The following is a 22,234-nucleotide window of genomic DNA, read 5'->3' on the forward strand; positions in this document are numbered from 1 at the left end:
CAAACAAGCGGAATACGTACTATGAATTCTTCCAACACGCCCATCCCCTCGGGCCCGCTGCTGCGCCGCGAAAGCCGCGGCGTGCTGGTCCAGCACGGCGCGCGCAAGGTCTGGGTCGGCGGCAATGCCCCGGTCGTCGTGCAATCGATGACGAATACCGACACCGCCGACGCGATCGGCACCGCGATCCAGGTCAAGGAGCTGGCGCGCGCCGGTTCCGAGATCGTGCGCATCACGGTGGACACCCCGGCCGCCGCCGCCGCCGTGCCGCACATCCGCGAACAGCTCGACCGCATGGAGGTCGATGTGCCGCTGGTCGGCGACTTCCACTACAACGGCCACCTGCTGCTGCGCGACTACCCGGAGTGCGCGCAGGCGCTGTCGAAATACCGCATCAACCCGGGCAACGTGGGACAGGGCGCCAAGCGCGACACCCAGTTCGCCCAGATGATCGAGACCGCGATCCGCTACGACAAGCCGGTGCGCATCGGCGTCAACTGGGGCAGCCTGGACCAGTCGCTGCTGGCGCGCATCATGGACGAGAACGCCGCGCGCGCCCAGCCGTGGACCGCCCAGGCCGTCATGTACGAAGCGCTGATCACCTCGGCCATCGAGAACGCCCAGCGCGCCGAGGAAATCGGCATGCGGCGCGACCAGATCGTCCTGTCGTGCAAGGTCTCCGGCGTGCAGGACCTGATCGCCGTCTACCGCGAACTGGCCAAGCGCTGCGACTATGCCTTGCACCTGGGCCTGACCGAGGCCGGCATGGGCAGCAAGGGCATCGTGGCCTCGACCGCGGCGCTGTCGGTGCTGCTGCAGGAAGGCATCGGCGACACCATCCGCATCTCGCTGACCCCGGAACCGGGCGGCGACCGCACGAAAGAGGTGGTCGTGGGCCAGGAAATCCTGCAGACCATGGGCCTGCGCAAGTTCACCCCGATGGTGATCGCCTGCCCGGGCTGCGGCCGCACCACCTCGACCGTATTCCAGGAACTGGCCGACAACATCCAGACCTTCCTGCGCGAGCAGATGCCGGAATGGAAGAAGACCTATCCGGGCGTGGAAGCGATGAACGTGGCCGTGATGGGCTGTATCGTCAACGGTCCGGGCGAATCGAAGCACGCCAACATCGGCATCTCGCTGCCGGGTACCGGCGAGTCGCCGGCGGCCCCGGTCTTTGTGGATGGGCAAAAGGTCGCTACACTGCGGGGCGAGCGGATCGTGGATGAGTTCCAGACGATCGTGCTCGACTATGTAAAGAAGAATTACGGGAAGCAGCCCGAAACCGTTTAAACGGCTACGTGCGTAAAACGTCGCCCCTGACCTGGCCGGTCGCCTTGGCAGGGGTCCAATTTGCACGCGTTACGACGGCTCGTAAAACTTGGGCCCCTGCCAAGGCGACCGGCCAGGTCAGGGGCGACGGTCTCACGGGTGCGGGTATGGACCGGCACCCAGAAGGAAGAAATAGAATGTCCGACAAAAAAGAAAAAATCACCGCCATCAAAGGCATGAACGACATCCTGCCGGCCGATGCGCCGCTGTGGGAACTGTTCGAAAACACCGCGGAATCGGTCCTGAAGAGCTACGGCTACCAGAAGATCGTCACCCCGATCGTCGAGGAAACCGGCCTGTTCGCGCGCGCCATCGGCGCCGTCACCGACATCGTCGAGAAGGAAATGTATTCCTTCGAAGACTCGATGAACGGCGACCAGCTGACCCTGCGCCCGGAAGGCACGGCCGGCGTGGTGCGCGCCGTGATCGAGCACAACATGGCCTACGACGGTCCGAAGCGCCTGTGGTACAAGGGCCCGATGTTCCGCCACGAGCGCCCGCAGCGCGGCCGCTACCGCCAGTTCTTCCAGTTCGGCGCCGAAGCGATCGGCTTCTCGGGTCCGGACATCGATGCCGAACTGATCATGCTGTGCCGCCGCCTGTGGGACGACCTCGGCCTGGACGGCATCCGCCTCGAACTGAACTCGATCGGCAACGCCGAAGAGCGCCAGCGCCACCGCGCCGACCTGATCGCCTATTTCGAAGCCAATGCCGGCGTGCTGGATGCCGAAGCCCAGCGCCGCCTGCACGCCAATCCGCTGCGCATCCTGGACACCAAGAACCCGGCGATGCAGGACCTGGTCAACGCCGCACCGAAGCTGCTGGACTACCTCGGCGAGGAGTCGCTGGCCCACTTCGAAGGCCTCAAGAAGATCCTGGACGCCAACAACGTCCAGTACACGGTCAATCCGCGCCTGGTACGCGGCCTCGACTACTACAACCGTACCGTGTTCGAGTGGGTCACCGACTCGCTCGGCTCGCAGGGCACCGTGTGCGCCGGCGGCCGCTACGACCCGCTGATCGAGACCTTCGGCGGCAAGCCGACCCCGGGTATCGGCTTCGCGATGGGCATCGAACGCCTGGTCGAGCTGATGAAGGAGCAGGGCGAGCCGGCCGCGCCGAGCCAGTGCGACGTGTATATGGTGCACCAGGGCGAAGGCGCCCAGATGCAGGCGTTCGTCCTGGCCGAACGCATCCGCGACGCCGGCCTGGACGTGGTCCTGCACTGCGCCACCCCGGCCGGTGCCGGCAGCTTCAAGAGCCAGATGAAGAAGGCCGACGGCGCCGGCGCCGCCTTTGCCGTGATCATCGGCGAGAACGAAGTGAGCAACAACGTGGTCGCCATCAAGGCCATGCGCGAGGCGGATGCTGCCCAGCAGCAGGCCAGCGTGCCCTTCGACGAAGCGGTCGACTACCTGGTCGACCAGATCACCGGCGCCCACGATCATGATCACGACCACGATCACGTGCACTACCACCCGTAATCCCCACCAACACTCATAACTAGAACTGACGTCCATGGCATACGATCTCGAAGAACAGGAACAGATAGCCAATTTCAAAGCTTTCTGGGACCGCTTTGGCAACCCGATCATGTGGGTGCTGATCATCGCGCTGCTCGGCTACGCCGGCTATAACTACTGGAACTCGCAGCAGCGCGGCAAGGCAGTCGAAGCCTCCGGCCTGTATGACGAGCTCGTGAATTCGGCCCAGGCCAAGGACCAGGCCAAGGTCAAGCGCATCGCGGCCGACATCGAAAGCAAGTTCGACGCGACCCTGTACGCCCAGATGGCCGCCCTGACCGCCGCCAAGGCCGCCTTCGACGCCAACGACCTGGCCACCGCCAAGGCGCAGCTGCAGTGGGCGATCGACCACGGCAACGACGAGTACAAGTCGGTGGCGCGCCTGCGCCTGGCCGGCGTGCTGCTCGACGAAAAGGCCTACGACAAGGCGCTGGCCCTGCTGAACGGCGAATTCCCGGCCCAGTTTGCCGCCGAAGTCGCCGACCGCAAGGGCGACGTGCTGGTCGCGCAGAACAAGCTGCCGGACGCGCGCACCGCCTACCAGGCCGCGCTCGACAAGATGGACAAGAAGCATCCGGGCCGCCAGATCGTGCAGATCAAGCTGGATGCGATCGGCGGGGCGCCGGTGACGGCGCAGGTGGCGGTCAAGCCGGCTGCTTAATTATTACCCGCGATCACCCGCGGCAGCGAAATAACCACTACGTCGTCCCTGCGAAGGCAGGGACCCAAGTTGCACGAGCTGCCGTGATGCATGCAGAACTTGGACCCCTGCCTGCGCAGGGGCGACGGTGCAAGAAGCTGATCTTCAGAACAAGGTAAAAAGAACATGCGTATTTCCCGGAAGCTGGTTGGTGTCGGTATCCTCGCCCTGATGACGGGCTGCTCGACGATTAGTTCGCTCAATCCGTTCGCATCGAAATCCAAGGGCAACCAGCCCGCGCCGCTGGTCGAGCTGAAAGCCTCGATGGCGGTGCGCACCGCGTGGAAGGTCGAAGTCGGCAAGTCGCAGAACGCCATGTTCTCGCCGGCGCTGGCCGGCAATACCGTGGTTGCGGCCGGCGCCGACGGCACCCTGGTGCGCGTCGACGCCGCCAGCGGCCGCCAGATGTGGCGCGTCAAGGCCGGTACCGACCTGACCGCCGGCGTCGGCACCGACGGCGAGCTGATCGTGGTCGGCGGCACCAAGGGCCAGCTGCTGGCCTTCGACATGGACGGCAAGCAGCTGTGGAAAGCCCAGCTGTCGAGCGAGATCCTGTCGGCGCCGGCGATTGCCCAGGGCATCGTGGTGGCGCGCAGCATCGACAACCGCATTGTCGGCTTCGATGCCAAGACGGGCCAGAAGAAGTGGACCGTGCAGCGCACCGCGCCGCCGCTGACCCTGCGCCTGGCGCCGGGCATGGTGGTGCACGGCACCGACGTGATCGTCGCCCAGCCGGGCGGCAAGCTGCTGGCGCTGATCGCGGCCACCGGCGCGCCGCGCTGGGAAATCGAAGTCGGCATCGCCCGCGGCGCCACCGAACTGGAGCGCGTGACCGATATCGGCGGCGTGCCGGTGATCTTCGAGAACGACGTCTGCGCGGTGGCCTACCAGGGCCGTGTCGGCTGCTTCGACATCGCCACCGGCAGTGCCCGCTGGACGCGCGACCTGTCGTCGGAAGCCGGCGTCGCGGTCGACCAGCGCTTCGTGTTCGCCCCCGACGACAAGGGCGCGCTGTACGCCTTCAACCGCGAAGGCGGCGCCAGCGCCTGGAAGAACGACAAGCTGTCCTATCGCCGCCTGTCGACCCCGGTGTCCTACGGCCGCGCAGTGGCGGTCGGCGACTACCAGGGCTACGTGCACTTCCTGTCGCGCGAGGACGGCGCCTTCCTGGCGCGCGCCGCCACCGACGGCAGCGCCATCGTTTCGACCCCGCTGGTGGTGGGTTCGAACCTGATTTTTCAAACACAAAATGGAACTGTGACCGCCATCGCGGTCGAATAGAATAACTACATGAAGCCGGTAATCGCACTCGTTGGTCGCCCGAACGTCGGGAAGTCGACCCTTTTCAACCGCATGACCCGCTCGCGTGACGCGCTGGTGGCGGACTTGCCCGGCCTTACGCGCGACCGCCACTACGGTGAAGGCCGCATGGGCGAGCGCCCCTTCCTGGTCATCGACACCGGTGGTTTCGAGCCGGTTGCCAAGGAAGGCATCATGCATGAAATGGCGCTGCAGACGAAGCAGGCCGTGGCCGAGGCCGACGTCGTGATGTTCATCGTCGACGGCCGCCAGGGCCTGACGCCCCACGACAAGACCATCACCGACTTCCTGCGCAAGTCCGGCCGCAAGGTCATGCTGGTGGTGAACAAGTCCGAGGGCATGAAGTACACCTCGGTCACCGCCGAGTTCTACGAGCTCGGCATGGGCGATCCCTACGTCATTTCCGCCGCCCACGGCGATGGCGTGCTCGACCTGGTCAACGAAGCGATCGACCAGGCCGCGACCCTGCGCCCGCACGAGGAGCCCGAATTCGATCCGGCCGACTTCGGCGTCAAGATCGCGCTGATCGGCCGTCCGAACGTCGGCAAGTCGACCCTGATCAACACCCTGGTCGGTGAGCAGCGCGTGATCGCCTTCGACATGCCGGGCACCACCCGCGACTCGATCGAAGTCCCGTTCGAGAAGAACGGCAAGCACTACACGCTGATCGACACCGCCGGTATCCGCCGCCGCGGCAAGATCTTCGAGGCCGTCGAAAAATTCTCGGTCGTCAAGACCCTGCAGTCGATCTCGGAAGCCAACGTGGTCGTGCTGATGCTCGACGCCCAGCAGGACATCGCCGAGTCGGACGCCCACATCGCCGGCTTCATCCTGGAGTCGGGCAGGGCGCTGGTGGTCGCCGTCAACAAGTGGGACGGCCTGACCAGCGACAAGCGCGACCAGGTCAAGAACGACATCGACCGCAAGCTCGACTTCCTGGGCTTTGCCGAGACCAAGTTCATCTCGGCGCTGAAGGGCACCGGCATCCCGCAACTGCTGAAGTCGGTCGACACGGCCTATGCCGCGGCCACCGCCAAGCTCTCGACGCCGCGCCTGACCCGGGCGCTGCAGGAAGCCGTGGAGAAGCAGGAACCGAAGCGCAAGGGCAGCACCCGTCCGAAGATGCGCTACGCCCACCAGGGCGGCCAGAACCCGCCGATCATCGTCATCCACGGCAATGCGCTGGACGGCATCACCGAGCCGTACAAGCGTTACCTCGAGAAGCATTTCCGCGATACCTTCGACCTGATCGGCACTCCGCTGCGGATCGAACTGCGCAGCGGCAAGAATCCGTTCGCCAAGGGCGAGGCTTAAAAGCGCCTTAGCTACCGGCTTCTGCCGCTAGCAGTACGACAAAAATCGTCAAAACAGGTTACAGTAGGCTTGGGAGATCATTCACAACTTGAGAATGTTCTTCCAGACACACTTGAAAACCGGCATAGCGCCTCAATTTAAAAACAACACAACATATCGGAGCTGTTATGAGCAATAAAGGGCAACTGTTACAAGACCCATTCCTGAATGCCTTGCGCAAGGAGCATGTCCCCGTCTCGATTTACCTGGTCAACGGCATCAAGCTGCAGGGACATATCGAGTCGTTCGACCAATACGTGGTTTTGCTGCGCAACACAGTGACCCAGATGGTTTACAAGCATGCAATCTCGACCGTGGTGCCGGCCCGTGCGGTCAATCTCAATCTCGAGCAAGACGCCGAGTGAGGTCGATGGCTGACGCTCAAGGCACCCCCACCATGCGCGCGGCATTGGTCGGTATCGACTTCGGGGCTGGCGACTTTTCTGCCAGCCTGGAAGAACTGGCGCTGCTGGCGCGTTCCGCCGGCGCCGAGCCGGTCACCACCATCACCGCCAAACGCAGCAGTCCCGATCCGGCCCATTTCGTCGGCAGCGGCAAGGCCGACGAAATCGCCCAGGCTTGCCTGGCCGACAAGATCGACATCGTCATCTTCAACCACGCCCTGTCGCCCGCCCAGCAGCGTAACCTGGAAAAGCGCCTCAACGTGCGCGTGGTCGACCGCACCAGCCTGATCCTCGACATCTTCGCCCAGCGTGCCCAAAGCCACGAGGGCAAGCTGCAGGTCGAGCTGGCGCAGTTGCAGCACCTGGCCACGCGCCTGATCCGCGGCTGGACCCACCTGGAACGTCAAAAGGGTGGTATCGGCCTGCGCGGTCCCGGCGAAACCCAGCTCGAGACCGACCGCCGCCTGATCGGCGAGCGCGTCAAGATGCTGCGCACCCGCCTCGCCAAGCTGCGCAAGCAGCATGAAACCCAGCGCCGTGCCCGCGGCCGCAACAAGACATTCTCGGTGTCGCTGGTCGGCTATACGAATGCCGGCAAGTCGACCCTGTTCAACACCCTGACCAAGGCCGGGGTGTACGTCGCGAACCAGCTGTTCGCGACCCTGGACACCACCAGCCGCCGGCTCTACCTCGGCGAGGAAGCCGGCAGCGTGGTGATGTCCGATACCGTTGGCTTCGTGCGCGAACTGCCGCACCAGCTGGTCGCCGCCTTCCGCGCGACCCTCGAGGAAACCATCCATGCCGACCTGCTGCTGCACGTGGTCGACGGCTCGTCGCCGGTACGGATGGAGCAGATCGAGCAGGTCAACGAGGTGCTGCGCGAAATCGGCGCCGACCATATTCCGCAGATTTTGGTATGGAACAAAATCGATGCGGCCGGGCTGGAGCCCGGAGTGGAACGTGATGAATATGATAAAATCAGCCGCGTTTTTATCAGCGCCCACAGTGGCGCCGGCCTGGACCTGCTGCGCGACGCCATCGTCGAGGCGGCCAAGTCCGAGCCTGGACTGACGTCGGCTGACGGGCAAGACGACGACGTGCGCGGTATTTCGCACGACGTGGCGTCGACGGCGGCCGATGGTATTCCCATAACCACCCCAGCCGGCCCACACTAAGCCATCTATGCCCGTTTCATTCATCAAGCGTCTCGGCGTGAAGCTCTCGCTGAACGATCCCCGTTGGGGCCACGACCCCAACGCCGGACGCAAGGCCCAGGAGAACAAGCGTCCTGGCAACAACGACGGCCCGCCTGATCTCGATCAATTGTGGCGTGACTTCAACCAGCGCCTGAACCGCATCTTCAACAAGCGCAACGAAGGCGGCGGTGGCGGCCCTTACCGCCCCGACGCCCGCGGCGTTGGCATCACCGTGGGCGTCGTCACCGGCATCGCCGCGCTGATCTGGCTGGCCAGCGGCGCCTTCATCGTGCCGGACGGCCAGGTCGGGGTGGTCACCACCTTCGGCCAGCTGTCGCATACGGTATCGCCGGGCTTCAGCTGGCGCTGGCCGGCGCCGATCCAGGCCGTCGAGACCGTCAACACCTCCCAGGTGCAGACCGCCGAGATCGGCTATCGCGCCAACATCCGCAACAAGCAGCCGGCCGAAGCGTTGATGCTGACCGGCGACCAGAACATCGTCGACGTCCAGTTCTCGGTGCAGTACAAGATCAAGGAACCGATCGCCTGGCTGTTCAACAACCGCGACCAGGTCGAGACCGTGCGCGACGCCGCCGAGACCGTGGTGCGCGAACTGGTCGGCCAGAACAAGATGGACACGCTGCTGTCGCCCAACCGCGACCAGGTGGCGCTCGAAGCGCGCAACCGCATCCAGCAGATGGTCGAACGCTACCGCCTGGGCGCCGAGATCGTCGGCGTGACGGTGCAGCAGGTCGCGCCGCCGGACCAGGTCGCGGCCGTCTTCGAGGACGCCGCCCGTGCCCAGGAAGACCGCAACCGCGCCCGCGGCGAAGCCCAGGCGTACGCCGACGACATCCTGCCGCAGGCCAAGGCCAGGGCCGACCGCCTGCGCCAGGATGCCGAAGGCTACCGCGCCGAGACCGAGAGCAAGGCCACCGGCATCGCGGCGCGCTTCGACAAGGTCGTGGCCGAATACGCCAAGGCGCCGGGCGTCACCCGCGACCGCATGTATTTCGACACCATGCAGCAGGTTTTTTCCAGCACCAGTAAAATCATGATCGACGCCAAGACCGGCACCAACCAGGTCGTGCTGCCGCTCGACCAGATGCTGTCGCGCTCGGTGGCCAATGACGCCGCGATCGGCAGCCGCTCGGGGCCGGTCATGGCGCCGCCGCAGCAAAATGGCCAGCAGAACCCGGCGCAGGCACCTGCGCAGGCCCAGGTCCAGCAGCAGGCGCCGGCCCAGGCGCAAGCCGCGCAGCCCGATGTGCCCGCTGCGACGAGCGAACAGGCGACGGCCCCGGCCGCCACGGCGGAGCAGGGCGACCCGCACCGCCACGACCTGCGCAGCCGCGAGCATTCGCGCGAACGGGAGAGCCGCTGATGAGCCGCCTGATTGCCTATCTCGTCGCCACGGTCGCCGTGGTGGCGCTCGCCAAATCGAGCACCTTCGTGGTCGACCAGCACCGCTTCGGCGTGCTCGACGGCGTCGGCGAACCGCGCCAGGTCGTCACCGAGCCGGGACTGCATGTCAAGCTGCCGTCGCCGCTGCAGAACGTGGTCTACCTCGACAAGCGCCTGCAGACGCTGGATACCGCCGACGGCGAGCGTTTCGCCACCCGTGACAAGCGCGAGCTGGTGGTCGACGCCTTCGTCAAATGGAAGATCGTCGACGCGCGCCAGTACCTGATCGCCCTGGCCGGCGCCAATGCCGACCGCGGCAGCGAAAAGATGGCGCAGCTGGTGCGCCTGGCGTTGAACGCCGAAATCGCCGGGCATGAGGTTGCCGACCTGATCGGCGGCCAGCGCGGCGCTGTGGCCGATGCCGTACGCCAGCGTGTCGCCGGCGATGCGCGCCAGCTCGGCATCGAGGTCGCCGACGTGCGCCTGAAGCGCATCGGTTTCCCCGAGGGGGGAAATACCGCCGTGATCGAGCGCATGAAGGCCGAGCGCGTGCGCGTGGCCGCCGCCACCCGCGCCACCGGCACCGCCGAAGCCGAGCAGATCCGCGGCGATGCCGAGCGCCAGCGCAGCGAATTGCTGGCCGAAGCCCAGCGCGACGCCGAATCGATCCGCGGCGACGGCGATGCGAAGGCGTCGCAGATCTATGCGCAGTCGTTCGGCAAGAACCCGGAGTTCTACCGTTTCTACCGTTCGATGGAAGCCTACAAGGCAACCTTCAAGGGACGTAACGATATCCTGGTGCTGGATTCGAATTCCGAATTCTTCAAGTACTTCAAGAACCCCGGCAGCGGCAAATAAACAATTGCCGGCTTCGCAGAAACGCGTTGCGCATCCGATGCGCGACGCGTTTTTTCCATTGATTGCCTCATCTTAGCTGCCAAACCGTCTACGTTTTCGGTTAAAATCGTCGATTCGGCGCAAGGAATGCGTGCAAAGCCGCTTCCAAGTCAGTAAACTGTTGCCCGATTTTTAATAACTCCCGATTCGCTTTGCCCATGCCTACCTGGCTCCTGCCCGAGAATATCGCCGACGTCCTGCCGTCCGAAGCGCGCAAGATCGAAGAGTTGCGCCGCCTGATGCTCGACACCTTCCGCACCTATGGTTACGAACTGGTGATGCCGCCGCTGCTCGAATACACCGAGTCGCTGCTCGCCGGAGCAGGGCAGGACACCGACTCCCGCACCTTCAAGCTGATCGACGTGATGAGCGGCCGCCTGCTCGGCCTGCGCGCCGACATGACCACCCAGGTCGCGCGCATCGATGCGCACCTGCTGAACCGCGACACCGTCACCCGCCTGTGCTACGCCGGCAGCGTGCTGCACACCCAACCGTCCGGCCTGCACGCCACCCGCGAGCCGCTGCAGATCGGCGCCGAGATCTACGGCCATGCCGGCCTCGAAGCCGACGCCGAGATCCAGGAACTGGCACTGGCTTCGCTGGCGCTGGCCGGCTTCGAGCAGCCGCGCCTCGACCTGTCGCACGTCGGCGTGCTGCGCGCCATCCTGGCCGAGGACCCGCTGGCCAAGCGCGACGAGCAGGCGCTGTACGCGCTGCTGCGCTCGAAGGACGTCCCGGGCCTGGAAGAAATCACCGCCGCCTACGCCGCAGGCACCCGCGCCGCGCTGCTGGCGCTGCCCAACCTGTACGGCGACATCGACGTGCTGGCGCAGGCAAGACAGATCCTGCCGCCGCTGCCGGGCATCACCCGCGCGCTGGCCGAACTGGCTGCGCTGGCCGGCTCCGCCCTCGGCCGCGCGCAGGTCGCGATCGACCTGGCCGACCTGCGCGGCTACCAGTACGAAAGCGGCGCCATGTTCGCGCTGTACGTGCCGGGCCTGCCGAATGCGGTGGCCCGCGGCGGCCGCTACGACCACGTCGGCGAAGCCTTCGGACGCGCGCGTCCGGCCACCGGCTTCTCGCTCGACCTGCGCGAACTGGCCCGGCTGCTGCCGACCGCCGAGCGCAAACACGCCATTCGTGCGCCGTGGGGCAATGCGCCCGAACTGCGCGAGAAAATCGCCGAACTGCGCAAGAGCGGCGAAGTGGTGATCCAGTCCATGCCGGGTCACGACAATGTACAGGATGAGTTCGAGTGCGACCGCGTGCTCGTCCTCGAACAAGGAAATTGGATTCTCAAAAACTTAGGTTAAGTGATGTCAAATACTGCTAAGAACGTCGTTGTCATCGGCACCCAGTGGGGCGATGAAGGCAAGGGTAAGATCGTCGACTGGCTGACCGACCACGCCGCCGGCGTGGTGCGCTTCCAGGGCGGCCACAACGCCGGCCACACGCTGGTGATCAAGGGCCAGAAGACCGCGCTGCAACTGATCCCGTCGGGCATCATGCGCGAAGGCGTGGCCTGCTACATCGGCAACGGCGTCGTGGTGTCCGTGCCCGACGTGATGCGGGAAATCGACAAGCTGCAGGCCGCCGGCGTCGAAGTCGCCTCGCGCCTGAAGATCTCGGAAGCCTGCCCGGTCATCCTGCCGTACCACGTCGCCATCGACAAGGCGCGCGAAGCCAAGCGCGGCGAGAACAAGATCGGCACCACCGGCAAGGGCATCGGCCCGGCCTACGAAGACAAGGTCGCGCGCCGCGCGATCCGCATCGCCGACATGCTCAATGAAGAGCGTTTCGCCGAGAAGCTGCGCGAAAACCTGGAATACCACAACTTCGTGCTGACCGGCTACCTGGGCGCCGAAGCGATCGACTTCCAGCAGACCTTCGACGACGCCATGGCCCTGGTGCCGCGCCTGCGCCCGATGGTCGGCGACGTGTCCTCCGCCCTGTACGCCGCCCACAAAGCCGGCGGCAACCTGCTGTTCGAAGGCGCCCAAGGCTCGCTGCTGGACGTCGACCACGGCACCTACCCGTTCGTCACCTCGTCGAACTGCGTGGCCGGCAATGCCGCCGCCGGTTCGGGCGTCGGTCCGGGCATGCTGCACTACATCATGGGCATCACCAAGGCCTACACCACCCGCGTCGGTTCGGGTCCGTTCCCGTCGGAACTGACGACCGCCGAAGGCGTAGGCGAACACCTGTCGCGCGTGGGCCACGAGTTCGGCACCGTGACCGGCCGTGCCCGCCGCTGCGGCTGGTTTGACGCCGCGCTGCTGCGCCGCTCGGTCCAGATCAACGGCGTGTCGGGCATGTGCCTGACCAAGCTGGACGTGCTGGACGGCATCGAGTCGCTGAAGCTGTGCACCGGCTACAAGATCGACGGCCGTGACGTCGACATCTTCCCGGTCGGCGCCGAAGAAGCCGCCGCCTGCGTGCCGGTGTACGAAGAGATGCCGGGCTGGACCGAATCGACCGTCGGCGCCAAGTCGATGGACGACCTGCCGGCCAACGCCCGCGCCTACATCAAGCGCATCGAAGAACTGGTCGGTATTCCGGTCGACATGGTCTCGACCGGCCCGGACCGCGAAGAAACGATCGTGCTGCGCCACCCGTTCGCCGCCTGATCACTATTTAAAAGCAACACAGCAAGCAGCCCGCGCCGCCCCATCCATGGCCGCGCGGGCTTCAGCCATAAGCAGAAGAAGGAAAACCTGAACATGAATACCCCTGCATCGACCGACAAGGACCTGTGGGTCTCCTGGGACGACTACAACCGCCTGGTCGAGCGCCTGGCGCTGAAAGTCTATGAATCGAACTGGAAGTTCGACATGGTCCTGTGCCTGGCGCGCGGCGGCGTGCGTCCGGGCGACGTGATCTCGCGCATCTTCGACGTGCCGCTGGCGATCCTGTCGACCAGCTCGTACCGCGAAGAAGCCGGCAAGAAGCAGGGCGACCTCGACATCGCCAAGTACATGACCATGACCAAGGGCCCGCTGGCCGGCAAGATCCTGCTGGTCGACGACCTGGCCGACTCCGGCGTGACCCTGGCGCGCGTGGGCGAGCACCTGCGCACCAACTACCCGGACGTCACCGAAGTGCGTTCGGCCGTGATCTGGGTGAAGGGCACCTCGTCGCTGGTGCCGGATTACCACCTGGAAGACCTGCCGCACAATCCGTGGATCCACCAGCCGTTCGAGGACTATGACGGCCTGCGTCCGCATCAGCTGTCGGCCTGGTTGAAGAAGTTCGACAAGAACTGATTCAGTCAGCCGTAAAGCCGTCGCCCCTGCGAAGGCAGGGGCCCAAGTTGCACGCATGAGGATGGCGCGTGCAAAACCTGGGCCCCTGCCTGCGCAGGGGCGACGCTTTTGCGTGACCGCTCAGGTTTATCTGCCTTGGCTGCTCTCGGCCGCCTTCAGATCCTGCACCGCCTGCCTGTACGCCTTCGACTTCTTCAGGCGCTCCGCATACCGGATCTCGCTGCGCGCCTCGCGCCCGATCTCGTAATCCAGATCCCCGCGCGCCCCGCAATACGCGCGGCAGGTCGCTTCCGCATCCGGCGTCTCCCGGTCCGTCAGCACCAGCTTCTTGTCCGTCACGTGCAGCCGCAGCGCGCAAGCGCGTTCGCCTGGCTGCGGCGGTGTCGGGTCGTGGTAGACGAAGGCGCCATGCTGGTAGCCGGCCATGCCGGCGATGTCGCAGGTGTGGCCGTTGGCGAATTCCAGGTGGGCGCGCAGGTACAGGTGTTTGTCGTCGTAGGGCAGGAGTTCGACGATGTCTTCGGACTCGTAGGTCTGGTCGGCCTGGCCCGGCACGGCCATCGTGTTCTGGAAGCGATGCTTGTAGACACCGTCGATCTCGTGCATCAGCGCCGCCGGCATCGGTGCCTTGTCGGCCGCTTGCGCAGTGAAACCCGATAGCAGGGCCAGCACGGCCAGGATAGTGCGCGTCATGGGGTTTCCTCCGATGTAAATACACGACAAGGCCGACCCATCCGATCCGGGTGCCAATCGGTTAAGATTGTAATTCAAACACGGGACCGTCCATGACACAAAGTTTCTTCCAGACCTTCATCCTGCTGCTGCTCGTCACCGACCCCTTCGGCAACGTGCCCCTGTTCGTTACCGCCCTGAAGGACGTGCCCCAGGCGCGGCGCGGGCGCATCGTGGTGCGCGAGTGTGCGATCGCGTTCGGCCTGCTGCTGCTGTTCATGTTCTTCGGCCGGCATTTCCTGACCGCGCTGCAGCTGACCGATATTTCGTTGCGCATCGGTGGCAGCGTGATCCTGTTGATCATCGCGATCCGCATGATCTTCCCGCATCCGGACGGCGTACTCGGCAAGAGCGAGCATGGCGAACCCTTCATCGTGCCCCTGGCGATTCCGGCGCTGGCCGGGCCGTCGGCGCTGGCCACGGTGCTGCTGTTCAGCTCGCAAACGACGGAGGAGGTGATGGTCCACGTGGCGGCGCTGGCATCTGTCTTCGTGATCTGGCTGGCCGTATTCCTCGGCGCCGAGCGCCTGCAGCAGGTGCTGGGTGCGCAGGTGATGACGGCCTTCGAGCGCCTGATGGGCCTGATCCTGACCGCGATGTCGATCGAGATGCTGCTGAGCGGGATACGCGCTTTCGTCAAGACTTTGTGACGGCATGTATACTGCGGCCTCTGATCACTTATCGTTTGGATATTCCATGACAAGCAAACTCATTGGCCGCAAGCTCGGCTACGGCTTCTGCATCGCCGCCATCGTGCCGCTGCTGGTGCTGGGCGGCTGCAACCGCAACAAGCCATCGACCGACACCGGATCGACCGCTGCACCGGCCGCATCGTCGGCTGGTGTCGCTGCCGCCAAGACTGAAGCCGACACGTCGGCGCAGGAATTCCAGAAGATCGATGCCGTCGTCGGCACCGGCGCGGAAGCGACTGCCGGCAAGACCGTTACCGTCAACTATACCGGCTGGCTGCTGGCGCCGAACGCGGCGGACAAGCATGGCACCCAGTTCGACAGCTCGGTCGGCCGTGAACCGTTCAGCTTCCGCCTCGGCTCGGGCGGCGTGATCCCGGGCTGGGACCAGGGCGTGGCCGGCATGAAGGTGGGCGGCAAGCGCACCCTGATCATTCCGGCCAGCCTGGGTTACGGCGCGGATGGCGCGGGTCCGATTCCGCCGAATGCGAATCTGATCTTTGACGTCGAGCTGCTGGACGTCAAATAAGTCGACGGGGCGCGACGATCACATCGTCGGCTCGTAATTGCTCTGCCAGCGGTGTCCCGGCTGCTGGCGGCTGCAAGGCGTCATCTTGAGGCCGGTCTGCACCGCCTCCAGGCAGCGCGTGGCGCCGGTGTCGCGGTTGGTGAGCGGCAGGACGAAGGGGCCGGTCTGCACCCGCTTGACACGCCATTGCTGGTTGTCGGCATTGCCACAGCTATCCATTGCCAGCACGTTCTTGCCATTCTCCGGATGCACCGTCAGGCACATGGCCGTGCCGCCCGCGACCGTATGCACCTTGCTGAAACCGGGAATATCCCCCTGGCTGACCACCCACTGCTGATCCGCCGACTTGGCGCAGGTGCCCATGGCCACCTTGCCGTCGGCCGCCGTCAGGCAATGGCCACGGCCGTCGAGGCCGTTCTGCAGGTAGTTCGCGTCGGCGGTGGCGGCGAAGGCGGGCATGGTCGCCAGGTGCAGAATGGCGAGCGCAGCAACAGCAAAAGCAGGTACCTGCATGATCATTCCTTTGGGATAATATTGAACAAACATTATCACAGGTAATAAACGAAAAGCGGCCTGCAGGCCGCTTTTTTATTCGCCCCGTCGCCCTGAAGGCCTGCTCCTCCCGGCACATGCAGCTGGCCGTACACCTGCGCCGCCTTCCCGAACTCGCCGTTCGTAGCGTGATAGCGCAATCACAAATGTTAGCCGAATGTTGCGGCAGTGTTTGAAATTGCCACGCTGACGCTAAAAAGTGTTTGTATTTACCACATTTCTAGGGCTAAACTGATTTCAGACTGTTAACAAAGCATTGACAGTCACCTGGTTCATGCCTTGTTAGCGCTTAACATCAACATGGGCCGGAACAACAATCATCGGAGACAAACCATGTACAAAGCACCTGTGTTCCAGCGCAGCGTCTTGAGCGCTGCCTGCTGCCTGGCCCTTGCCGCATGCGGCCCCGGATCGGGCGATACGGCCGCCACGAAGACCGCCGGCGAGATGGCGGCAGCGCAACCGGATCAGGCCAGCGCGGCGATCGTCGCCAGCCCTGCGGCCTACAACCCCGGGGTGGCGAGCCTGAAGGCGCTCGCCGCTTTCCCGGTCGGCGTCGCCGTCGACGGCGGCTGGGAGGCGCGCAGCCTGGTGAGCACGCCGGCCGAGCAGCAAGTCGTCAACCAGCACTTCAGCCAGGTTACGCCGGGCAATATCATGAAGATGAGCTACCTGCACCCGGACAGGAATACCTACACCTTCGCGCAGGCGGACGAACTGGTGAACTACGCGGCCGCGCACGACGTGCGCGTGCATGCGCACGCGTTGATCTGGCATTCGGACTACCAGGTGCCGACGTTCATGAAGAACTTCAGCGGCGACAAGACGGCGTTCCTCGCGATGCTGGACGAGCACGTGAAGACGATCGCCACGCACTACGCCGGCAAGGTGCAGAGCTGGGACGTCGTCAACGAGGCGATCAACGACGGCGGCGGCTACCGGCAGTCGCTGTTCTACCAGAGGACAGGCGCCGACTACCTCGACCGGGCATTCCGCGCGGCGCGCGAGGCCGACCCGAACGCGACCCTGTACTACAACGACTACAACATCGAGTCGGACGCCAACAAGATGAACACGATGACCGGCATGCTGGACGGCTTCAAGGCGCGCGGCGTGCCGATCGACGGGGTCGGTTTCCAGATGCACGTGTACATCGACTGGCCGTCCACCAGCCAGATCAAGGCGTCGCTGCAGAAGGTCGTGGACCGCGGCCTGAAGGTCAAGATCTCCGAGCTCGACATCCCGATCAACAACCCGTACAGCCCGCAATACCAGGCCGGCGACATCAAGACGGTCTATACGCTCGACCTCGGCCTTGCCCAGAAAAAGCGCTATTGCGAAGTGGTCAAGGCCTACCTGGACGTGGTGCCGCCAGCCCAGCGCGGCGGCGTCGTCGTGTGGGGCGTGAGCGATCCGAGCAGCTGGCTGATCCAGCAGCTGTTCCAGAACAGGCACCAGGACTGGCCGCTGCTGTTCGACGCGCAGTACCAGGGCAAGCCGGCGCTGCGCGGCGTGGCGGATGCGCTGACGGGGCAGCCTTGCACGAATCTGGCGTTCGTCAATGCGACCGGCAGCGTGAACATCGCGCGTTCCGGCGTGACGCTGAACCGCGTCACCTCGAAATCCACGGGCAGCGTCACCTTCACGAATACCACCAACGCGACCCTGAACGGCCCGCTGCAGTTCCGCCTCGACGGCTTGACTGCCGGCGTGACCCTGGATAACGCCAGCGGCGCCCAGAACGGCGCGCCGTACATGACGCTGCCGGCCATCTCGCTGGCGCCGGGCGCCAGTGCCACGGTGACGACCACGTTCTCGAACCCGGGCAAGGTCGGCATCGGCTACACCGCCACGCTGATCAGCGGCTCGTTCTAAGTCATCCATAAAGGAATCGCCATGTTGAACCTCAAGAAATTCCTGTCGGGCTCCCTGCTGGCCGTGGCGCTGGGTGCATGCGCCGGCGTGTTCGCCGCCCCGGTCTACCACGTCACCATCGACACCAGCACGCTGGGCAACAGCAACGCGGTACTCGACCTCGAGCTGGGCGCCTTGACGGGGAACGCCGCCCCGGTGACGGCAACGCTGAACCACTTCATGGGCGCGTATGGCGCGTCGGACTTCAGCGGCAGCGCCAGCGGTGCGATCGGCAGCAGCGTGCGCCTGGTGAACGACGCCGGCTACAGCGGCCTGCTTCAGAGCATCATTCTGGGCGGGCTGTTCAGCTTCGACCTCAGCTTCGATGTCGGCACCGGCGGCCTCGACGGCTCCAGCTTCACCGCGATGCTGTACAACGCGGACTTCAGCGCCACGCTGGGCATGGACACGCCACTGGTCCAGATCGACCTGATGCCGGGCCAGGCCGACGTCGTCTCGCCGGCCAACGCCTTTGCCAGCGCCACCGCCGTCCCGGAACCCTCGACCCTGCTGAGCATGGTCACCGGCCTTGGCCTGCTGGGCTTCGGTCTGCGCCGCCGCGCACGCTGATCCGGCATCGCTGCGAGAAAAAGCCGCCTGTCCCAAGCGGGGCAGGCGGCTTTTTTCAAGAATTGGGATCCCGCGTTTGCGGAACCCCAGGGGGCGCATCAGGAAGCTTATTTGCCCAGCATCGACACCACGTTGTCCGCGCCCGGCGCCCCGAAGGCCTGCTGCTTGAGCACATGCAGCTGGTCGCGCACCTGCGCCGCCTTCTCGAACTCGAGGTTCTTGGCGTGGTCGACCATGAGCTTTTCGAGGCGCTTGATCTCTTTCGAAATCTGCTTCTCGCTCATGCCTTCGACTTTGGCCGCATCTTCCGCCATGCCGAAGTCGGTCAGCATGGCTTTCTGCGCAGCCGCGCTGTAGACGCCGTCGATCATGTCCTTGATCTTCTTGTTCACGCCCTTCGGCACGATGCCGTTGGCTTCGTTGAAGGCGATCTGCTTGGCGCGGCGGCGTTCGGTCTCGTCGATCGCCTTCTTCATCGAGTCGGTCATCTGATCGGCGTAGAGCAGGGCGACGCCGTTCAGGTTACGTGCCGCGCGGCCGATGGTCTGGATCAGCGAGCGTTCCGAACGCAGGAAGCCTTCTTTATCCGCGTCAAGCACGGCCACCAGCGACACTTCCGGCAAGTCCAGGCCCTCGCGCAGCAGGTTGATGCCGACCAGCACGTCAAAGGTGCCCAGGCGCAGGTCGCGCAGGATTTCCACGCGCTCGACGGTATCGATGTCGCTGTGCAGGTAGCGCACCTTGATGCCGTGGTCGCCCAGGTATTCCGTCAACTGTTCCGCCATGCGCTTGGTCAGCGTGGTCACCAGCACGCGCTCGTCCTTGGCGATGCGGATGTTGATCTCGCCCATCAGGTCGTCCACCTGCGAACGGGCAGGGCGCACGATGATCTGCGGGTCGACCAGGCCGGTCGGGCGCACCACCTGCTCGACCACGTTGTCGGCATGCTCCTTCTCGTACTCGGCCGGGGTTGCCGAGACGAAGATGCACTGGCGCATCTTGTTCTCGAATTCCGTGAACTTCAGCGGCCGGTTGTCCAGCGCCGACGGCAAACGGAAGCCGTAGTCGACCAGGTTGACCTTGCGCGAGCGGTCGCCGTTGTACATGGCATTCAGCTGGCCGATCATCACGTGCGACTCGTCCATGAACATGAGCGCATCCTTCGGCAGGTAGTCGATCAGGGTCGGCGGCGGTTCGCCCGGCATCGAGCCGGACAGGTGGCGCGAGTAGTTCTCGATGCCTTTCGTGAAGCCGACTTCGGCCAGCATCTCGAGGTCGAAGCGGGTACGCTGTTCGAGGCGCTGCTCTTCCAGCAGCTTGCCCTGTTCGCGGAATTCTTCCAGGCGGTGGCGCAGCTCGGCCTTGATCGAATCGACCGCTTTCAGCACCGTGGCGCGGCCGGTCACGTAGTGCGAGCCCGGGTACACGGTGAAGCGCGGGATCTTCTGGCGCACCTTGCCGGTCAGCGGATCGAACAGCTGCAGCGATTCGATCTCGTCGTCGAACATCTCGACGCGAATCGCCAGCTCGGCGTGCTCGGCCGGGAAGATGTCGATGGTGTCGCCGCGCACGCGGAAGGTGCCGCGGGCGAAATCCATTTCGTTGCGCGTGTACTGCATCTGGATCAGGCGCGCGATCACGTCGCGCTGCGCCACCTTGTCGCCGGTGCGCAGCGTCAGGATCATCTTGTGGTATTCGTTCGGATTACCGATACCGTAGATGGCCGACACGGTCGCCACGATGATGACGTCGCGCCGTTCCATCAGCGACTTGGTGCACGACAGGCGCATCTGCTCGATGTGCTCGTTGATCGACGAGTCCTTTTCGATGAACAGGTCGCGCTGCGGCACATAGGCTTCCGGCTGGTAGTAATCGTAGTACGAGACGAAGTACTCGACCGCGTTCTGCGGGAAGAATTCGCGGAACTCCGCGTACAGCTGGGCCGCCAGGGTTTTATTCGGGGCGAACACGATCGCCGGGCGGCCGGCCCGGGCGATGGTGTTGGCCATCGTGTAGGTCTTGCCGGAACCGGTCACGCCGAGCAGCGTCTGGTACATCAGGCCGTCGTCGATGCCCTGCACCAGGCCTTCGATCGCGGTCGGCTGGTCGCCGGCGGGCGGGAAGGGCTGGTGCAGCTTGAACGGTGAATTCGGGAAAGTGATGACTTCGGGTGCCGGGGTATTTGCGACCGATAAATCTGCCATGTGTTCAGACCTTTGCTAGAATGAGAATCCGCCTGCGGCCAAACATTGTTTTAAGCCGCTGTCTATACAACTGCTGCGAACCCAGCGACAAACCCAGTTTATCACGATGAATTCCACAGCTCCTGCCAGCATCTTCGGCGCCATCGCCATGGCCCCGCGCGACCCCATCCTCGGTATTACCGAAGCCTTCAATGCAGATACCAACCCGTCCAAGATCAACCTGGGCGTCGGTGTCTATTATGATGACAATGGTAAAGTGCCGCTGCTGGAATGCGTGCGCAAAGCGGAGTCGCTGTTGATGGAACAGCCTGCACCGCGTACCTACCTGCCGATCGAAGGCCTGGGTGCGTATGACAAGGCTGTGCAAGAATTAGTATTTGGTGCCGACAGCCCGGTAATTCAAGAGAAGCGTGCGATCACCGTGCAAGCACTGGGCGGCACCGGCGCACTCAAGATCGGCGCCGACTTCCTGAAGCGCTTTGCGCCGGGCTCGAGCGTCTACATCAGCGATCCGAGCTGGGAAAACCACCGCGCGCTGTTCGAAAGCGCCGGTTTCACCGTCAACAATTACAAGTACTACGACCCGGCCACGCACGGCGTCGACTTCGCCGGCATGCTGGCCGACCTGAAGGCGATGCCGGAAGGCGCGATCGTCGTCCTGCACGCCTGCTGCCACAACCCGACCGGCGCCGACCTGACGTCCGAGCAGTGGGGCCAGGTGATCGACGCGGTGCAGGCCGGCGGCCTGATCCCGTTCCTGGACATGGCCTACCAGGGCTTCGGTTCGGGCATCGCCGAAGACGGCGCCGTGGTGCGCCGCTTCGTCGAAGCCGGCGGCCCGCTGCTGGTGTCGAACTCGTTCTCGAAGTCGTTCTCGCTGTACGGCGAGCGCGTCGGCGCGCTGTCGGTGGTCGCCTCCTCGGCCGAAGAAGCATCGCGCCTGCTGTCGCAGCTGAAGCGCATCGTGCGCACCAACTACTCGAACCCGCCGACCCACGGCGGCAAGGTGGTCGCCACCGTCCTGTCCACGCCGGCACTGCGCCAGCTGTGGGAAGAGGAACTGGCCGGCATGCGCGTGCGCATCAAGGAAATGCGTGAAGAGCTGGTCAAGAAGCTGGCCGACAAGGCCCCGGGCAAGGACTTCGCCTTCGTGCGCGAGCAGGTCGGCATGTTCTCGTATTCGGGCCTGACTAAGCAGCAGGTCGAGCAGCTGCGCGCCGAATCGATCTACGCCGTGGACACGGGCCGCATCTGTGTCGCAGCGATGAATTCGAAGAACATCGATCGGATCGTTGACGCCATCGCAAAAGTTCTCTAAACTCTTGGCTCTTCCAATTCGGCGCAAGCAGAAGCGGAAGATCTAATCCCTGATAGCTCAGTCGGTAGAGCGACGGACTGTTAATCCGCAGGTCCCTGGTTCGAGTCCAGGTCGGGGAGCCAGAATTCATGCCTCTGGCAAGGCAATGCACGGTTGGCAGCTTGTCCTGTGCAATGTCCTGGCGAGAGGTTATAATAGCAACATCCATTCCCTGATAGCTCAGTCGGTAGAGCGACGGACTGTTAATCCGCAGGTCCCTGGTTCGAGTCCAGGTCGGGGAGCCAGAATTCAGTACCAATAAGCAGCAGTAAAATCGTTAAAAGCCCGCTTCCCT

Annotated in this window: 20 protein-coding genes and 2 tRNA genes; 19 read left to right on the forward strand and 3 right to left on the reverse strand. The window is 64.4% G+C overall.

From position 1 onward, the window contains the following. Positions 1 to 21: 21 nt before the first annotated feature. From ispG to FBX97_RS16175, 12 genes are all read left to right on the forward strand, one after another. Complete coding sequence (gene ispG / locus FBX97_RS16120) at positions 22 to 1,293, forward strand: flavodoxin-dependent (E)-4-hydroxy-3-methylbut-2-enyl-diphosphate synthase (protein ID WP_141833299.1); 1,272 nt, start codon at positions 22 to 24, stop codon at positions 1,291 to 1,293. 176 nt (positions 1,294 to 1,469) lie between these two features. Beyond that, positions 1,470 to 2,816 (forward strand): histidine--tRNA ligase, encoded by a 1,347-nt coding sequence (gene hisS, locus FBX97_RS16125; protein WP_141833301.1) that lies wholly within the window; start codon positions 1,470 to 1,472, stop codon positions 2,814 to 2,816. A 34-nt stretch (positions 2,817 to 2,850) separates the two neighbouring features. Continuing rightward, the gene (locus tag FBX97_RS16130; RefSeq protein WP_141833303.1) at positions 2,851 to 3,516 is read left to right on the forward strand and encodes a tetratricopeptide repeat protein; all 666 of its coding nucleotides are present in this window, start codon (positions 2,851 to 2,853) and stop codon (positions 3,514 to 3,516) included. 165 nt (positions 3,517 to 3,681) lie between these two features. Next, complete coding sequence (gene bamB, locus FBX97_RS16135) at positions 3,682 to 4,836, forward strand: outer membrane protein assembly factor BamB (RefSeq protein WP_141833305.1); 1,155 nt, start codon at positions 3,682 to 3,684, stop codon at positions 4,834 to 4,836. A 9-nt stretch (positions 4,837 to 4,845) separates the two neighbouring features. Further along, on the forward strand, positions 4,846 to 6,189 hold the full coding sequence (der, locus tag FBX97_RS16140) for a ribosome biogenesis GTPase Der (RefSeq protein WP_141833307.1): 1,344 nt from the start codon (positions 4,846 to 4,848) through the stop codon (positions 6,187 to 6,189). 167 nt (positions 6,190 to 6,356) lie between these two features. Next, a complete protein-coding gene (gene hfq / locus FBX97_RS16145; protein ID WP_036168820.1) occupies positions 6,357 to 6,593 on the forward strand; it encodes an RNA chaperone Hfq in 237 nt (78 codons plus the stop codon). 32 nt (positions 6,594 to 6,625) lie between these two features. Beyond that, positions 6,626 to 7,807 carry a GTPase HflX gene (gene hflX, locus FBX97_RS16150; protein WP_141834571.1) on the forward strand — a complete coding sequence of 394 codons (1,182 nt, stop codon included), beginning with the start codon at positions 6,626 to 6,628 and terminating at the stop codon, positions 7,805 to 7,807. A 7-nt stretch (positions 7,808 to 7,814) separates the two neighbouring features. After that, on the forward strand, positions 7,815 to 9,212 hold the full coding sequence (hflK, locus tag FBX97_RS16155; RefSeq protein WP_141833309.1) for an FtsH protease activity modulator HflK: 1,398 nt from the start codon (positions 7,815 to 7,817) through the stop codon (positions 9,210 to 9,212). After that, positions 9,212 to 10,090 (forward strand): protease modulator HflC, encoded by an 879-nt coding sequence (gene hflC, locus FBX97_RS16160; RefSeq protein ID WP_141833311.1) that lies wholly within the window; start codon positions 9,212 to 9,214, stop codon positions 10,088 to 10,090. Before hflK ends, hflC begins: the two co-directional genes overlap by 1 nt. A 197-nt stretch (positions 10,091 to 10,287) precedes the next feature. Continuing rightward, entirely contained in the window at positions 10,288 to 11,442 is a 1,155-nt protein-coding gene (locus tag FBX97_RS16165) for an ATP phosphoribosyltransferase regulatory subunit (protein WP_141833313.1), read from the forward strand. A gap of 3 nt (positions 11,443 to 11,445) precedes the next feature. Further along, the gene (locus FBX97_RS16170; RefSeq protein WP_141833315.1) at positions 11,446 to 12,756 is read left to right on the forward strand and encodes an adenylosuccinate synthase; all 1,311 of its coding nucleotides are present in this window, start codon (positions 11,446 to 11,448) and stop codon (positions 12,754 to 12,756) included. Between the two features lie 93 nt (positions 12,757 to 12,849). Next, positions 12,850 to 13,392, forward strand: a complete 543-nt coding sequence (locus tag FBX97_RS16175; RefSeq protein WP_141833317.1) for a phosphoribosyltransferase — start codon at positions 12,850 to 12,852, stop codon at positions 13,390 to 13,392. A gap of 126 nt (positions 13,393 to 13,518) precedes the next feature. Here the strand turns inward: FBX97_RS16175 and FBX97_RS16180 are convergent, their stop codons facing one another. Next, positions 13,519 to 14,085: a hypothetical protein gene (locus FBX97_RS16180; protein WP_141833319.1), complete on the reverse strand. Its 567-nt coding sequence runs from the start codon at positions 14,083 to 14,085 to the stop codon at positions 13,519 to 13,521. Between the two features lie 92 nt (positions 14,086 to 14,177). Here FBX97_RS16180 and FBX97_RS16185 point away from each other — a divergent pair, with 92 nt between their 5' ends. Then, positions 14,178 to 14,774 carry a MarC family protein gene (locus tag FBX97_RS16185; RefSeq protein ID WP_141833321.1) on the forward strand — a complete coding sequence of 199 codons (597 nt, stop codon included), beginning with the start codon at positions 14,178 to 14,180 and terminating at the stop codon, positions 14,772 to 14,774. Between the two features lie 46 nt (positions 14,775 to 14,820). After that, positions 14,821 to 15,342, forward strand: coding sequence for an FKBP-type peptidyl-prolyl cis-trans isomerase (locus FBX97_RS16190; RefSeq protein ID WP_141833323.1), 522 nt, complete (start codon positions 14,821 to 14,823; stop codon positions 15,340 to 15,342). An 18-nt stretch (positions 15,343 to 15,360) separates the two neighbouring features. On the opposite strand, the gene FBX97_RS16195 is transcribed toward FBX97_RS16190, so the two are convergent. Then, the gene (locus tag FBX97_RS16195) at positions 15,361 to 15,855 is read right to left on the reverse strand and encodes an RICIN domain-containing protein (RefSeq protein WP_185748606.1); all 495 of its coding nucleotides are present in this window, start codon (positions 15,853 to 15,855) and stop codon (positions 15,361 to 15,363) included. Between the two features lie 372 nt (positions 15,856 to 16,227). Here FBX97_RS16195 and FBX97_RS16200 point away from each other — a divergent pair, with 372 nt between their 5' ends. Both FBX97_RS16200 and FBX97_RS16205 read left to right on the forward strand, forming a co-directional pair. Continuing rightward, on the forward strand, positions 16,228 to 17,769 hold the full coding sequence (locus tag FBX97_RS16200; protein ID WP_221631814.1) for an endo-1,4-beta-xylanase: 1,542 nt from the start codon (positions 16,228 to 16,230) through the stop codon (positions 17,767 to 17,769). A 21-nt stretch (positions 17,770 to 17,790) separates the two neighbouring features. Next, positions 17,791 to 18,378 (forward strand): NF038129 family PEP-CTERM protein, encoded by a 588-nt coding sequence (locus FBX97_RS16205; RefSeq protein ID WP_141833327.1) that lies wholly within the window; start codon positions 17,791 to 17,793, stop codon positions 18,376 to 18,378. A gap of 107 nt (positions 18,379 to 18,485) precedes the next feature. Here FBX97_RS16205 and uvrB read toward each other — a convergent pair whose 3' ends face one another. Continuing rightward, positions 18,486 to 20,582, reverse strand: a complete 2,097-nt coding sequence (gene uvrB / locus FBX97_RS16210) for an excinuclease ABC subunit UvrB (RefSeq protein ID WP_141833329.1) — start codon at positions 20,580 to 20,582, stop codon at positions 18,486 to 18,488. 106 nt (positions 20,583 to 20,688) lie between these two features. On the opposite strand from uvrB, the gene FBX97_RS16215 reads away from it, so the two are divergent. From FBX97_RS16215 to FBX97_RS16225, 3 genes are all read left to right on the forward strand, one after another. Further along, complete coding sequence (locus tag FBX97_RS16215; RefSeq protein WP_141833331.1) at positions 20,689 to 21,900, forward strand: amino acid aminotransferase; 1,212 nt, start codon at positions 20,689 to 20,691, stop codon at positions 21,898 to 21,900. A gap of 46 nt (positions 21,901 to 21,946) precedes the next feature. Continuing rightward, positions 21,947 to 22,022: transfer RNA gene (locus FBX97_RS16220), tRNA-Asn, on the forward strand. A gap of 86 nt (positions 22,023 to 22,108) precedes the next feature. Then, positions 22,109 to 22,184, forward strand: a tRNA-Asn gene (locus FBX97_RS16225). The last annotated feature ends 50 nt before the right edge of the window (positions 22,185 to 22,234 follow it).

The organism is Herbaspirillum sp. SJZ107 (assembly GCF_006715485.1).
Taxonomy (GTDB): Bacteria; Pseudomonadota; Gammaproteobacteria; order Burkholderiales; family Burkholderiaceae_D; genus Telluria.